General features: G+C 73.3%; 13 protein-coding genes. 10 read left to right on the top strand and 3 right to left on the bottom strand.

The window, feature by feature from the left end; translation table 11 throughout:
- The first annotated feature begins 77 nt into the window (after window positions 1-77).
- The 3 genes from ACWDSL_RS04540 to ACWDSL_RS04530 all read left to right on the top strand — a co-directional run bounded on the left by ACWDSL_RS04540 (window position 78) and on the right by ACWDSL_RS04530 (window position 2,807).
- On the top strand, window positions 78-842 hold the full coding sequence (locus ACWDSL_RS04540; protein ID WP_450481756.1) for an ABC transporter permease: 765 nt from the start codon (window positions 78-80) through the stop codon (window positions 840-842).
- Window positions 843-905: 63 nt separating this feature from the next.
- Window positions 906-1,961, top strand: coding sequence for an ABC transporter ATP-binding protein (locus ACWDSL_RS04535; RefSeq protein ID WP_450481642.1), 1,056 nt, complete (start codon window positions 906-908; stop codon window positions 1,959-1,961).
- Window positions 1,962-2,030: 69 nt separating this feature from the next.
- On the top strand, window positions 2,031-2,807 hold the full coding sequence (locus ACWDSL_RS04530) for a DUF1707 SHOCT-like domain-containing protein (RefSeq protein ID WP_450481640.1): 777 nt from the start codon (window positions 2,031-2,033) through the stop codon (window positions 2,805-2,807).
- A gap of 43 nt (window positions 2,808-2,850) precedes the next feature.
- Here ACWDSL_RS04530 and ACWDSL_RS04525 read toward each other — a convergent pair whose 3' ends face one another.
- Window positions 2,851-4,158, bottom strand: coding sequence for an SGNH/GDSL hydrolase family protein (locus ACWDSL_RS04525; RefSeq protein ID WP_450481638.1), 1,308 nt, complete (start codon window positions 4,156-4,158; stop codon window positions 2,851-2,853).
- Window positions 4,159-4,471: 313 nt separating this feature from the next.
- Here ACWDSL_RS04525 and ACWDSL_RS04520 point away from each other — a divergent pair, with 313 nt between their 5' ends.
- From ACWDSL_RS04520 to ACWDSL_RS04500, 5 genes are all read left to right on the top strand, one after another.
- Entirely contained in the window at window positions 4,472-5,791 is a 1,320-nt protein-coding gene (locus ACWDSL_RS04520; protein ID WP_450481636.1) for a DUF445 domain-containing protein, read from the top strand.
- 75 nt (window positions 5,792-5,866) lie between these two features.
- Window positions 5,867-6,724: a class E sortase gene (locus ACWDSL_RS04515; protein WP_450481634.1), complete on the top strand. Its 858-nt coding sequence runs from the start codon at window positions 5,867-5,869 to the stop codon at window positions 6,722-6,724.
- 90 nt (window positions 6,725-6,814) lie between these two features.
- Window positions 6,815-7,123 (top strand): DUF6412 domain-containing protein, encoded by a 309-nt coding sequence (locus tag ACWDSL_RS04510; RefSeq protein WP_398533194.1) that lies wholly within the window; start codon window positions 6,815-6,817, stop codon window positions 7,121-7,123.
- A 126-nt stretch (window positions 7,124-7,249) separates the two neighbouring features.
- Window positions 7,250-7,972: a YidC/Oxa1 family membrane protein insertase gene (locus ACWDSL_RS04505; RefSeq protein WP_450481632.1), complete on the top strand. Its 723-nt coding sequence runs from the start codon at window positions 7,250-7,252 to the stop codon at window positions 7,970-7,972.
- 80 nt (window positions 7,973-8,052) lie between these two features.
- Window positions 8,053-8,919, top strand: a complete 867-nt coding sequence (locus ACWDSL_RS04500) for a fumarylacetoacetate hydrolase family protein (RefSeq protein ID WP_450481630.1) — start codon at window positions 8,053-8,055, stop codon at window positions 8,917-8,919.
- Here the strand turns inward: ACWDSL_RS04500 and ACWDSL_RS04495 are convergent.
- Window positions 8,906-10,018, bottom strand: a complete 1,113-nt coding sequence (locus tag ACWDSL_RS04495; protein WP_450481628.1) for a Gfo/Idh/MocA family oxidoreductase — start codon at window positions 10,016-10,018, stop codon at window positions 8,906-8,908. The genes ACWDSL_RS04500 and ACWDSL_RS04495 overlap by 14 nt on opposite strands.
- A 67-nt stretch (window positions 10,019-10,085) precedes the next feature.
- Between ACWDSL_RS04495 and ACWDSL_RS04490 the strand changes: the two genes are divergently transcribed.
- Window positions 10,086-11,309, top strand: coding sequence for an ROK family transcriptional regulator (locus ACWDSL_RS04490; RefSeq protein ID WP_450481754.1), 1,224 nt, complete (start codon window positions 10,086-10,088; stop codon window positions 11,307-11,309).
- A 154-nt stretch (window positions 11,310-11,463) separates the two neighbouring features.
- A complete protein-coding gene (locus ACWDSL_RS04485) occupies window positions 11,464-12,495 on the top strand; it encodes a hypothetical protein (RefSeq protein ID WP_450481626.1) in 1,032 nt (343 codons plus the stop codon).
- A 13-nt stretch (window positions 12,496-12,508) separates the two neighbouring features.
- Here ACWDSL_RS04485 and ACWDSL_RS04480 read toward each other — a convergent pair whose 3' ends face one another.
- A complete protein-coding gene (locus ACWDSL_RS04480; RefSeq protein WP_450481625.1) occupies window positions 12,509-12,670 on the bottom strand; it encodes an antitoxin in 162 nt (53 codons plus the stop codon).
- Window positions 12,671-12,920: the final 250 nt, after the last annotated feature.

Genomic DNA, 12,920 nt, shown 5'->3' with positions numbered 1-12,920 from the left:
TGCGCTCCCGGGCGTACGCTGAGCCGCTTCGCTCCCGCGCGTACCACGGGCTGCGCGCCTACCTGCTGATCATCGCGATGTGGGTGCGCTCCACGATGGCGTACCGCACCTCGTTCCTGATCATGACGATCGGGAACTTCGCGGCGACCGGGCTCGACTTCGTCGTCATCGCGCTGATGTTCTCGCATGTCGGCACGCTGGGCGGGTTCAGCCTGCCCGAGGTGGCCTTCCTCTACGGCACCACCAGCACCTCCTTCGGCCTCATGGACATGACCCTGGGCAGCATGAACCGGGTCGGCCGCCGGGTCCGCGACGGGACGATGGACACCCTGCTGGTGCGGCCCGTGCCGATCCTCGCGCAGGTGGCCGCCGACCGTTTCGCGCTGCGCAGGCTGGGCCGGATCTGCCAGGGGCTGCTGCTGCTCATCTGGTCGCTGAGTCGGCTGGACATCGACTGGACGGCCGACCGGGTGCTGCTGGTGCCGGTGATGCTGCTGAGCGGGGGAGCGATCTTCGGGGCGATGTTCGTGGCCGGCGGGGCCTTCCAGTTCTGGGCGAACGACGCCTCCGAGGTGCAGAACTCCTTCACCTACGGCGGCAACACGCTGCTCCAGTACCCGCCGACGATCTTCGCACAGGACCTGCTGCGCGGCGTCACCTTCGTCATCCCGCTGGCCTTCGTCAACTGGCTGCCGGCGCTGCACATCCTGGGCCGGGAGAACCCGCTGGGCCTGCCGAGCTGGATCGGCTTCGCCGCCCCGCTGGTCGCGCTGGGCTGCTGTGCGCTGGCCGGGCTGGCCTGGCGGACGGGGCTGCGGTCGTATCGGAGCACGGGCAGCTGAGAGGGCTGGGGCTTTATGGGTGACTTCAACGCTGACTTGAAAGACGGCTTCATGGATGACTTCATGGATGACTTCGCTGATGACTTCATCGTGCTCGACGGGGTCGAGAAGGTCTTCCAGGTGCGGCGCCGGGCCGGGCTGCTGCGCCGTGAGCGGCGCGAGGTGCGCGCAGTGGACGGCATCAGCTTCCGGGTGCCGCGCGGCGAGATGGTCGGCTACATCGGGCCCAACGGCGCCGGGAAGTCCACCACGATCAAGATGCTCACCGGGATCCTGGTGCCCAGCGGCGGCCGGCTGCGGGTGGCCGGGATCGATCCGTCGCGCGAGCGGACGCGGCTGGCGCGCCGTATCGGGGTGGTCTTCGGGCAGCGGACGACCCTGTGGTGGGATCTGCCGCTGCGTGACTCGTACGCGCTGGTGCGGCGGATGTACCGGATCCCCGACGCGCGGTACCGCCAGAATCTCGACCGGTGCGTCGAACTCCTCGACCTCGGCGCGCTCCTGGACGTACCGGTCCGTCAGCTCTCCCTGGGCCAGCGGATGCGCGGCGATATCGCGGCGGCGCTGCTGCACGACCCCGAGGTGCTGTATCTCGACGAGCCGACGATCGGTCTCGATGTGGTCAGCAAGGCGAAGGTGCGGGAGTTCCTGCGCGAGGTGAACGCCGAGCAGGGCACCACCGTGCTGCTGACCACCCATGATCTGACCGATATCGAACAGCTGTGCAAGCGGGTGATGGTCATCGACCACGGGCGGCTGGTGTACGACGGCGGGCTCGAGGGGCTGCACGCGGTGGGCGAGAGCGAGCGGACGCTCGTCGTCGACCTGGAGCGGGAGCTGCCGCCGATCGAGATCCCCGGCTCGCGGACGGTACGGGTGGAAGGGCCGCGGCAGTGGCTGGCGTTCCCGGCCGGAAGCAGCGCCGCGCCGATCGTGGCGGCGGTGGCGGACGGATATCCGCTGGTGGACCTGTCGGTGCGGGAGCCGGACATCGAGGACGTCATCGCCAAGATGCTGTATCCGGCGGGGAGCGAGCCGGGGGGCGAAGCAGCGGCGGAGGGGGAGGGAGAGGCGGAGCAGGAGGGCAAATCCGCGCGTCCGTCGGCCGACCCGGTCTGAAGGGGCGTGGGCCGCACGGCCTTACGCCGTTAACCTGTCCGTATGACGAGCGGTGCATCCTCGGGGGATATGACACCCGAACCTCAGACCGGGCTGGAGATGCGGGCCTCGGACGCCGAGCGCGAGCGGATCGCCGACGCGCTCCGGGACGGCGTCGCCGAAGGACGCCTCACCATGGAGGAGTTCGAGGAGCGGCTGGACGCGGCGTACCGGGCCCGGACCCATGCCGAACTCGAACCGCTCGTACGGGACCTCCCGGTGCCCGGCCGTCCGGCCGCCGCCCCCGTGCCCGCGGCCGAGGGCGGCTGGGCGGAGCGGATCGGCGCCACGCCGACCTCCCGGACCGGGATCGCGGTCATGGGCGGCTTTCAGCGCAAGGGCCGCTGGACCGTGGCGCGCCGCTTCACCTCTTTCGTCTTCTGGGGCGGTGGGGAGATCGATCTGCGCGAGGCCCGCTTCGAGGACCGCGATACGGTGATCCGCTGCTTCGCGATCATGGGCGGCATTCAGGTCACGGCCCCGCCGGACATGGATGTGCAGGTCGGCGGCGTCGGCATCATGGGCGCCTTCGACCACACCGGCTCCGGTGAGGGATCGCCGGGCTCGCCGCGGGTGACCGTCACCGGCCTGGCGCTCTTCGGCGGTGTGGCGGTGGAGCGCAAGCTGCGCAAGGAGGAGCGCCAGCGCCTCAAGGATGAGCGCAAACGGCTCCAGGCCGAGCGCCACGCCGAGCGGCGGGAGCTGCGGGCCGAGCGCCACGCGGAACGCAGGGAGCGCCATGCCGAGCGGCGCGAGCGGCGTGGGTCGGCGGAGCGCCCGTCCCTGGAGAAGCGCGACTGGGACTGAGCGGCGACTGGGACTGAGTAGCGACGGGGACTGAGCCGGTCGGCTAGAGGGCGGCCGCCGCGCCGCCCTTGAGGTCCTGCAAGTCGAGTGCCCGCGCCATCGCCCGGTAACCCTCGTCGCTCGGGTGGAGGTGGTCGCCCGAGTCGTACGACGGGCGCAGCCGGATCGGGTACATCGAGTCGCGCAGCGCGTGGTCGAAGTCGACCACGTCGTCGAAGACCTTGCCCGCCCGGATCTCTGTGTTGACCTGCTGGCGCACGGCGTCCAGCTCGGGGGTGTAGCCGCGGTGGCCGAAGAAGGGCGCCAGGGTGGCGCCGATGACGCGCAAGCCCCGGGCGTGCGCCTGCTCGGTCAGCCGGCGCAGCCCGGCGACGATGGCGTCCGGGTCGGTCTGGTGCGGGGTCCGCAGTATGTCGTTGACGCCCAGCTCGACGACGACGGCCTTGACGCCCGCACGGGAGAGCACGTCGCGCTGGAAGCGGGACAGGGCGCTGGGGTTGTTCGGCGGGACCTGGGTGCCGTCGCTCAGCACGCGGTTGCCGCTGATGCCCGAGTTGACCACACTGTAGCGGGGCGCCCCGGGCTCGGTGCGCAGCCGCTCGGCGAGGAAGTCGGTCCAGCGGTGGTTGGCCCCGGCGGTGGAGGTGATGCCGTCGGTGATGGAGTCGCCGATGACGACGACGGTGCCCTGCGCCTCCCGGCTGAACACGTCCACGGCCGTCAGATAGCGCCAGTAGGGGCTCTGCTCGGTGTAGGCCGCCCCGGCGGTGTCCTCCGTACGGTCGCCGCGCGCCAGGTAAGAGGTCTGGCGGGCGTGCGGGTGGTAGGTCACCGAGCCGGAGGCGCGCGGGGTGTAGGTGGTGACCAGCAGGTCGGCGGCGGCCGGGATGTCCAGCCGCACCGGGTCGCTGGTGACGGCCTGGCCCGGCGGGATGGTCACCCACGGGCGCTCGGCGAAGGTGAGGCGGCGCATCGTGCCCGCGGCGGCGGTGGGGTTGCTGGGTGCGGCCGCCAGGGCCAGCGAGGCGTGCGTGATCGTCAGCGGGCGGGCGCTGTAGAAGTTGGACAGTTGGATACGCGCCTGGCTGCCGCCGACACTGGTGTGGACGACGTTCCGTATCGACATTCCGGCATAGCCCCGCAGCGTGTTCGGCTCGGCTGCCGCGGCGGACGTGGACCAGGTGCCCACCCAGGTGCCGGCCGAGGCCGGGGCGGCCGAGCTACGGGGCTTGCCGGCAGCGGTGTCGATATTGCCGTCGCTGTTGCCGACCCCGATGAATATCGCGGTCGAGATGAGGACCACCACAGCCGCCAGCGCAGCGAGCACGGCATAGGCCGTGCGTCTGGGCATAGGGGGCACGCTCATGGGCGGGTGTCTCCTCGGGCAGGCGGAACTTGGGGCTCCGAAAGTGGACGTGAACTGCGAGAGAGCAGCGGCGTCGCTGCGGTCCGGTCGGCTCACCATGATCCCATGGCGCGGTACGCGGAGCTTCCGGCGGGGCCGCAGGCCTGCCTCCGGCGCACAGGGTCGCTCGCCCACTCAGACGATGGGAACCGCCCGTACGTTCCACTCCATAGGCGACGGAATCCGGACTGAGACAAGAAAGAGACAATGACCGAGGGGACGGCTCGACCGGGTGGAGCGAATGGAGCGGATGAACCCGATGGAACGGACGCCGATGGGTGAGGCGGGGCCGCCGCCTGCGGCCGCGAGGGCCGCTTTCTCCTCGGAGACCGCGCTGGACGCGGAGAAGCGCCGCGGCGTGCGCCGGATGAAGACGATGGCGACGGCGCTGCTGCTGGCCGTCGCCGTCGTGTACGCGCTGGCGACCTGGGCGCGGTCGGCCGGCGCGGGCGGCTGGGCCGGGTACGCGGCGGCGGCCGCCGAGGCCGGGATGGTCGGCGCCCTGGCCGACTGGTTCGCGGTGACCGCGCTGTTCCGGCGGCCCATGGGGCTGCCGATCCCGCACACCGCGATCATCCCGACCAAGAAGGACCAGCTGGGAGTGAGCCTCGGCGAGTTCGTCGGCGAGAACTTCCTGTCCGGCGATGTGGTGCGGATGCGGCTGCGGGCCGTCGGCATCAGCAGCAGGCTGGGCGCCTGGCTGGCCGAGCCCGCCCACGCCGACCGGGTGACGGCCGAACTGGCGACGGCCCTGCGCGGCGCGCTCACGGTGCTGCGCGACTCCGACGTCCAGGCCGTGGTGGGCGAGGCGATCACCCGGCGCGCCGACGCGCAGGAGATCGCGCCGGGCCTCGGCAAGATGCTGGAGCGGATCGTCGCGGACGGCGGGCACCACCGGGCCGTGGACCTGGTGTGTCTGCGCGCCCACGACTGGCTCGTCGAGCACAACGAGTCGGTGATGGAGGCGGTGGCGGGCGGCGCGCCCGGCTGGACCCCGCGGTTCGTCGACCGGAAGGTCGGCGAGCGGGTCTACAAGGAACTGCTGCGGTTCGTCAGCGAGATGCGCGATATGCCGGATCATCCGGCGCGCGGGGCGCTGGACCGCTTCCTGGCCGACTTCGCGGGCGATCTGCAGTCCGATACGGACACCCGGGCGCGGGTGGAGCGCCTGAAGGGGGAGGTGCTGGGGCGGGGCGAGGTGCAGGATCTGATCGCCTCGGCGTGGGCCTCCGTACGGGCGATGATCGTCGCGGCGGCCGAGGACGAGCGCAGCGAACTGCGGCTGCGGGCGCGGGCGGCGATCCTCTCGCTCGGCTCGCGGCTGGCCACGGAGGGGCGGCTGCGGGCGAAGGTCGACGGGTGGCTGGAGGACGCGGCGGTGTATGTGGTCACCACCTACCGGGACGAGATCACCTCGCTGATCACCGAGACCGTGGCGGGCTGGGATGCGGAGCACACCTCGCGGAAGATCGAGGCGCATATCGGGCGGGACCTGCAGTTCATCCGGATCAACGGCACGGTCGTGGGCGCGCTGGCGGGGCTGGTGATCTATATGGTCTCGCGGCTGCTGGGCGCGTAGCGGTTCTGGGTGCGTAGCGGTTCTGGAGAGTGCGGGCCGCAGGGCCTATGGTGCCCCCGACCGGAGGGGGTAGGCGTGCGACGGCAGCGGTTACCGGTGGTCGTACGGGGGCGGGTGCGGGGGCGCGTACGGGGACGCCTACGGGGACGGCGTCCGCGGCGGGCGGTCCTGGCGCGGGTCCTGTGGACCGGCGCGGAGATCACCGTCACTCTCGGGCTCGTCATGCTGCTCTTCGTCGTCCATCAGCTGTGGTGGACCAACCGGCAGGCGCGGGAGGGCGCCAAGCGGGAAGTGGCGGCGCTGGAGCGGGACTGGCGCGACGGGGCGGGGGCCGGGGACGGCTCGGCCGAGGATCCGTCCGGCGGCGACTCCTCCGGGGGCTCCTCGGGGGCGGCGGACCCCGACTCGGACCGCGCCACGGCCCGTAACTCCCCGGCTGCCGCCGGGAGCCGGGCCCCGCGCCGCGACCAGACGTACGCCGTGCTGCGCATCCCCCGTATCGGGCTGACCGCCCCGGTGGCCGAGGGCATCAGCAGGGCCGGGGTGCTCAACAAGGGGTACGTGGGCCACTACCCGAAGACCGCGCAGCCCGGCCAGGTGGGCAACTTCGCGCTCGCGGGCCACCGCAATACGCACGGCGAGCCGTTCCGCCACCTCGACGAGGTGCGGCCGGGCGATACGGTCCGCGTCGAGACCGCCGACGGCCGCTACACCTATGTCGTCGAGCGAACCCTGCCGCGCACCTCGCCCTCGGACGGCACGGTCGTCGCGGCGGTGCCGTACAGCTCGGCGCATCCGCGTTACCGCTACACGGAGCGGGGCTCGTACATCACGCTGACGACCTGCACCCCGGAGTACACCTCGCGGTACCGGCTGGTGGTGTGGGGCAGGCTGAAGGCGGCTGAGCCGCGCGCTGTCGGTGGCGGCGACTAGACTCGCGTACGAACGGATCAGCTGGGCAAGGGCGTTGTGGGACTCGCGGGTCCCGCGGGCCTCGCGGGTGTTACGGGGAGGGGGAGTCCGATGGTCCACCGCATCGAAGTGCTGCGGACGCACCTCGGCGTGCTCCTGTTCCTGCTGACCGGAGCGCTCCTCACCCACACCGGCCTGATGAGCGCCGTCGCGCTCGCCGCGACCGCCACGATCGCGGCCGCCCTGCTGACCTGCGCGCTGCTGGCCGCGCGCGCTCTCGCCCCGCTTCCGCCGGGGCGAATACGCACCGCGATACGGGACAGGGAGCGCCGTACGGCGTTCCTGGCCCAGCGGGATCCCGACGCCGCGGGCCGGCCGCGGCCGCGAGCGCCGGGCCGTCGCCTGCCGACGGCCGCGTAGGCGCTCCGCTCCCGTAGCTTCATCAGCTTTATTGCTGGAGCCCGCTTCATTGCTGGAGCCCATGTGGCTCGTCACGCCGACTTGTCGATTCCGGCACCACGACGAGATCCCGTGGAGGGCTTTCCCATGTCTGTTTTCGCCGCGCTGGGCACGCTGCTCAGCTGGTTCGCCGACTGTCTGGCACCGCTGTTCGGGGCGTCCGCGACGGCCGCCTCGATCGTCCTGTTCACGCTGTGCGTGCGCGCCGCGCTCCATCCGCTCGCCCGCGCGGCCGTGCGCGGCGAGAAGGCGCGCGCCGCGCTCGCGCCGAAGCTGGCCGAGCTGAACCGCCGTCACAAGCGCGACCCCGAGCGGCTGCGGCGCGCGATGGCCGAGCTGTACCAGAAGGAGTCGGTCTCCCCGGTCGCGGGCTGCCTGCCGACGCTCGTTCAACTGCCCGTCTTCTTCGTCATGTACCACCTGTTCTCCACCGGCAGCGGCGCCGGGGACCTGCTGGACCACACCCTCGCGGGCGCCCCGCTGGGCGGCCGGTGGGGCGGGGACCTGGCCGGGCCGCACGGGGCGGTCTACCTCGCCCTGTTCGCGCTGATCGCGGCGGTGGCGGGCTGGACGTACCTACGCGCCCGCAAGGCTGCCGTCGGCCGGCCGGCCCCCGCGGGGGTCCCGGCGGGGGCGGCCAGGCTGCTGCCCCTGATGTCGTTCGGCACGCTGGTCACCGCCGCCGTGGTGCCGCTGGCGGCGGGGCTCTACCTGGCGACCAGCACGACCTGGACGGCGGTCGAGCGGGCCCTGCTCCAGCGCACGGGCCGGGAGGAGAAGGCCAAAGGGGGCGCGCGGTCCAGTGGATGAACGGAGTCTTGCGGACTGGACGCCGCTCTTGTGAGGATCGATCAGCCAGGGCCGCCCCTCGACTTACGGGAGTCATCAGAATGAAGCTGCTGCGTGTCGGACCTGCGGGGGCGGAGCGCCCGGCGGTACTCGACGAGTCGGGCACCCCGCGCGATCTGTCGAGCCTGGTCAAGGACATCGACGGGGACCTGCTCGGCGACGAGGCGGCGCTCGCCGGGATCCGTGCGGCGGTCGCGTCGGGGGAACTGCCCGCGCTGGACGCCACGGACGCCACCGACTCCCGGATCGGTCCGCCGCTGGGCCGTATCGGCAAGATCGTGTGCATCGGGCTGAACTACCACGACCACGCCACGGAGACCGGCGCCGCGATCCCCAAGGAGCCGATCCTCTTCATGAAGGCCCCGGACACCGTCGTCGGCCCCGATGACACGGTCCTGGTGCCGCGCGGCAGCGAGAAGACCGACTGGGAGGTGGAGCTGGCCGTCGTCATCGGGCGCACGGCCCGCTACCTCGAATCCGACGAGGAGGCCCTTGCCTCGGTCGCGGGCTACGCCATCGCCCACGACGTCTCGGAGCGGGCGTTCCAGATCGAGCGCGGCGGCCAGTGGGACAAGGGCAAGAACTGCGAGACGTTCAACCCCCTCGGCCCCTGGCTGGTCACCGCCGACGAGATCCCCGACCCCCAGGCGCTGGCCTTGCGCCTGTGGGTCAACGGCGAGCTCAAGCAGGACGGCACCACGGCGGACCAGATCTTCCCGGTGGCCCAGGTGGTGCGCTACCTCAGCCAGTTCATGACCCTCTACCCGGGGGATGTCATCAACACCGGCACCCCGGCGGGCGTGGCCCTCGGGCAGCCCGAGCCCAAGCCGTATCTGCGGGCCGGGGACGTCGTCGAGCTGGAGATCGACGGGCTGGGGCGGCAGCGCCAGGAGTTCAAGGACGCGTGATCCGGACCGTACGGTCCTCCGCTGCCGAGGTGCGGGCCGCCTCCAGGACCCGGAGGGCGGCCGCGGCCTCGGCGGCGGTGACCGGCGGGGCGCCGCCGTCGCGGAGCGCGGTGGCGATGGCGCGGTAGTAGGCCGGGTAGTCGCCCGGGAGGGTGGGTACGGGCACGCCGCCGCCGCTCAGCGGCGATTCTCCCGCGCCCAGCCGGCCCCAGGCGGCTTCGGGTTCGGCGCCCCAGGGAGCACCGCCGTCCGTACCGGGGCGCAGGCCCTCGCGCAGGGCGGCCTCCTGGGGGTCGAGGCCGTACTTCACATAGCCCGCCTGGCTGCCCAGCACCCGGAAGCGCGGGCCCAGCTGCGCGGTGATCGCGCTCATCCACAGATGGGAGCGGACGCCGCTCGCATGGGTGAGGGCGATGAAGGTGTCGTCGTCGGTGCGGGCGCCCGGGCGGCGCACATCGACCTCGGCGTAGACGGAGGTGGCCGGCCCGAAGAGGGTGAGGGCCTGGTCGACGAGGTGGCTGCCCAGGTCGTACAGCAGCCCGCCGACCTCGGCCGGGTCGCCGGACTCGCGCCAGCCGCCCTTGAGCTGGGGGCGCCAGCGCTCGAAGCGGGACTCGAAGCGCTGCACCTCGCCGAGCGCGCCCTCGGCGAGCAGCTTGTGCAGAGTGCGGAAGTCGTTGTCCCAGCGGCGGTTCTGGAAGACGCTCAGCAGCAGGCCGCGGCGGTCGGCGAGCTCGGCCAGCTCCTCGGCCTCGGCGGCGGTCGCGGCGAGCGGCTTGTCGACGACGACCGGCAGCCCGGCCTCCAGGGCGGCGCGCGCGAGGGGGACGTGGGTGCGGTTGGGGGAGGCGATGACGACCAGGCCCAGCTCGCCGGCGCGCGCCCACAGCTCATCGGCTGAGGCGGCGAGGCGCACCCCCGGGTACTCGTCGGCGGCCTGCCGCTGCCGCTCCGGGCTGGAGGTGACCACGGTGTCGAGGACGAGGCCGTCCGTGGCGGCGATCAGGGGCGCGTGGAAGACGGAACCCGCCAGACCGAAGCCGATGAGGGCGACGCGTACGGGGGTGGAGCCAGGGGTGCCGGTGCCGGTGTCAGCCATGAGACCACTTTGACAACACTGTTGCGGAAGCGCAAGCGGGAGCCACAATGGGGGCGTGAACAGCGCGATGTCCTCGACGGCCCGAGCGGTTTCCGGCCCCGGCCCCGGCCCCGGCCCCGGAACCGGAACCGGCCACGGAGCCCGGCCCGGGCCTGGAGTTCAGCCCGGACCGGGAATCCAGCCCGGCCCCGGCGCCAATCTGGCCGTCCTGCGCGGCCATAACGCGGCCCTCGTCCTCGGCCTGCTGCGGGACGCGGGCGAGGGCGGGATCAGCCGGCTGGAGCTGGCCGCGCAGACCGGGCTCACCCCGCAGGCCGTCAGCAAGATCACGGCCCGGCTGCGGGCGGACGGGCTGGCCGCCGAGGCTGGCCACCGGGCGTCCACCGGCGGTAAGCCGCGTACGGTCCTCCGGCTGGTCCCGGGTGCGCGGCGGGCGATCGGGTTGCACCTGGACCGCGACGAGCTGACGGCCGTGCTGGTCGACCTCGCGGGCACACCGCTCGGCCGGCGCACGGTCCCCTTCGACTTCGGCGCGGGGGCCGAGGAGGCGGTCGCCGTGGTCGGCGGCGAGGTCGAGGCCCTGCTCGCCGAGGCCGACGGCGGCCGCACCGGGCTGCTGGGCGCCGGGGTCGCAGCCCCCGGGCCGCTGGACCACGGCTCCGGGGTGCTGCGCCGCGTCACCGGCTTCCCCCGCTGGGACGGCTTCCCGCTGCGCGACGCGCTCGCCGAACGCCTCGGCCTGCCCGTCGTCCTGGACAAGGACACCAACGCCGCCGCACTCGGGCTCACCGTCGGCCGCGCCCGGCAGCGCGCCGCCGCCGGGCCCTTCCCCGCCGGGTCCTTCGCGTATCTGCACCTCGGCACCGGTCTGGGCGCCGGTCTCGTCCTCGGCGGGGCCGTCCACCGGGGAGCCCGCACCGGCGCGGGGGAGTTCGGACACCAGGTCGTCCAGCTGGACGGACCGCCCTGCGGCTGCGGCAACCGCGGCTGCCTGGAGGCGCTGTGCCTGGCCGCGGTCGCGGACGGCGACCCGGCCCGGGCGGCGCGGCTGCTCGGCGTCGGCGCCGCCAACCTCGTACGGCTGCTCGACATCGACCGGGTGCTGCTCGGCGGCCGGGTCGTACTGGCCGCGCCCGAGCCGTACGCGCGCGGCGTGGCCGAGACGCTGGCCGCGGACGCGGCGCGGGCCGGCGGCCGTACGGTCCCGGTGGACGTGGTCGGCCGGGGCGGCCACGCGGTCGTGGAGGGCGCGGCGCAGCTGGTGCTGGCGCCGCTGTTCGCGGTGGGGTGAGGGAGTAGGGGGCTGATCGGCTGACGATCCGATGGGCCGAACGAGGGGGTTGTTGACCGCCAGTCGGAGGCAATCGGCCCGGTCGGCCGCGTGTCGGTGCCCCAAGGTGGAAGACAGCAGGGCACTCGGGAAACCACCGCAGCAGAGGTCGCCCATGCGCTCGCCCGCCACCCCCGTCGTCCGCGCAGCCGCCCGGTCCGCCGCCGCGCTCGCGCTGCTCGTGCCCGCGGCGTGGTGCGGAACCGCGCAGTCCGCGGCCGCGGCCGCGTCGGCCGCCGTGCCCTCCTGCGGACGGCGGGAGAGCCCCCGCTTCCCGATCGACGCCCGGCTGCACGACGGGCCGGCCCGGTACGCGCGGGGCGGCGGCTGGCGCGCCTGGCACCTGGAGCTGCGCAACACCACACGCGCCGAGTGCCGCGCCATCCACCCCATCGCGATCCTCGTCGACCGCGCGCACGCCCTGCGGCCCGACCACATCAGGATGGAGTTCCTGGACCCTTACGCCGACAAGGCCGCCGGTGGCCGATGGCGGCCCGTCTCCTTTGAGACCACGGACGAGGACGAGAACATCGGGGTCTTCGGCGACCCGTTCCAGGGCTTCACCGTGCCCGCGCGCGGGAGCGTGAAGGTGCGGGTGCGGTCCTGCTTCACCGACTCCGCGCCGATCGGCCCCGTCACCGCGAACGTCATCACCATGGAGCGCCGCGCGGACGACGGGGACTGGGTCGGCCAGTCCGGCGACTACGACTTCCGCATCGAGCGCGCGGCGGGGGCGGGGGCGGAGGAGGCGAGCGGGGCCGGTACGGAGGAGCCGGGGGAGCCCCGTAAGAGCGGGCCGAGCGCCGGTGAGCAGCGCAGCACGGGCGGGCTCCGCACCGGTGAGCCCTCTGCCGAGCCGCAGCCCGAGCCCCGCGCCGATCAGGGGACCGGCGCCGGCGGGCGCACCGGGGGCCCCGGACGCACCGAGGGCCCTGAGGGCCCTGGGGGCCCCGGGAAGGAAGAGGCGCCCGCCCGCGCCGACGCCACCCCCGGCCCCCGCGGCGAGGGCAGCAGTCGCGACCATCTGCCGCCTGAACTCGCCGCGACGGGCCGGGGCGTCGTACTCCTCGGACTCGCCGTGATCAGTGGCGCGCTCATCGTCTCCGGTACCGCGCTGGTGATCAGGTCCCGGCGTCCGAGGCAGTGAGAGCCGGCTGCCGCTACCGCCCCCTGGGCGGCTCGCCCCGGCGGCGGAGCTCTTCGTCCGCCTTCTCCGCGCCGCTGCGGGGCCGGCCGGTGGTGCCCTTGCCCTTGCGTGAGGCTTGCCGCGCCCGTTCCTGGCCCTTGTTGATCGCGTCCTTGAGCTTGTCCTTGATGCTCATCTGAATCTCCTTCGCGCGGGGAGGGGGGAGCGGAAGCGGCCGCGGCAGACGCGGCCTTCACCACCAGGATCGGCCGCCCGCCCGGCTCTGTCGCGCTGGAACGCTTGCCGCGAGTCCGCCGCGGTCCCGTCTGCCGAGGTCAGAGGGGACCGGGGAGGTCCAGGTCGCGGCCCGGCTGACTACGCTGGACCCTCGGCCCGTCCGCAATGGCGCGGTCGGTGTCCCCACTCAGGTGTTATTGGTGCACGGC

The organism is Streptomyces sp. NPDC000941, from assembly GCF_053599555.1.
Note: the sequence above shows the minus strand (reverse complement) of the source record. Positions and strands in the feature narration are given on the sequence as shown.

Excerpts from the sequence above, each read along its gene's own strand:
- ACWDSL_RS04535 (WP_450481642.1), top strand. The coding sequence starts at position 906 with ATGGATGACTTCGCTGATGACTTCATCGTGCTCGACGGGGTCGAGAAG.
- ACWDSL_RS04505 (WP_450481632.1), top strand. The coding sequence starts at position 7,250 with ATGTCTGTTTTCGCCGCGCTGGGCACGCTGCTCAGCTGGTTCGCCGAC.
- ACWDSL_RS04540 (WP_450481756.1), top strand. The coding sequence starts at position 78 with ATGTGGGTGCGCTCCACGATGGCGTACCGCACCTCGTTCCTGATCATG.
- ACWDSL_RS04520 (WP_450481636.1), top strand. The coding sequence starts at position 4,472 with ATGGAACGGACGCCGATGGGTGAGGCGGGGCCGCCGCCTGCGGCCGCG.
- ACWDSL_RS04530 (WP_450481640.1), top strand. The coding sequence starts at position 2,031 with ATGACACCCGAACCTCAGACCGGGCTGGAGATGCGGGCCTCGGACGCC.
- ACWDSL_RS04480 (WP_450481625.1), bottom strand. The coding sequence starts at position 12,670 with ATGAGCATCAAGGACAAGCTCAAGGACGCGATCAACAAGGGCCAGGAA.
- ACWDSL_RS04490 (WP_450481754.1), top strand. The coding sequence starts at position 10,086 with ATGTCCTCGACGGCCCGAGCGGTTTCCGGCCCCGGCCCCGGCCCCGGC.
- ACWDSL_RS04485 (WP_450481626.1), top strand. The coding sequence starts at position 11,464 with ATGCGCTCGCCCGCCACCCCCGTCGTCCGCGCAGCCGCCCGGTCCGCC.
- ACWDSL_RS04495 (WP_450481628.1), bottom strand. The coding sequence starts at position 10,018 with ATGGCTGACACCGGCACCGGCACCCCTGGCTCCACCCCCGTACGCGTC.
- ACWDSL_RS04525 (WP_450481638.1), bottom strand. The coding sequence starts at position 4,158 with ATGCCCAGACGCACGGCCTATGCCGTGCTCGCTGCGCTGGCGGCTGTG.
- ACWDSL_RS04510 (WP_398533194.1), top strand. The coding sequence starts at position 6,815 with ATGGTCCACCGCATCGAAGTGCTGCGGACGCACCTCGGCGTGCTCCTG.
- ACWDSL_RS04500 (WP_450481630.1), top strand. The coding sequence starts at position 8,053 with ATGAAGCTGCTGCGTGTCGGACCTGCGGGGGCGGAGCGCCCGGCGGTA.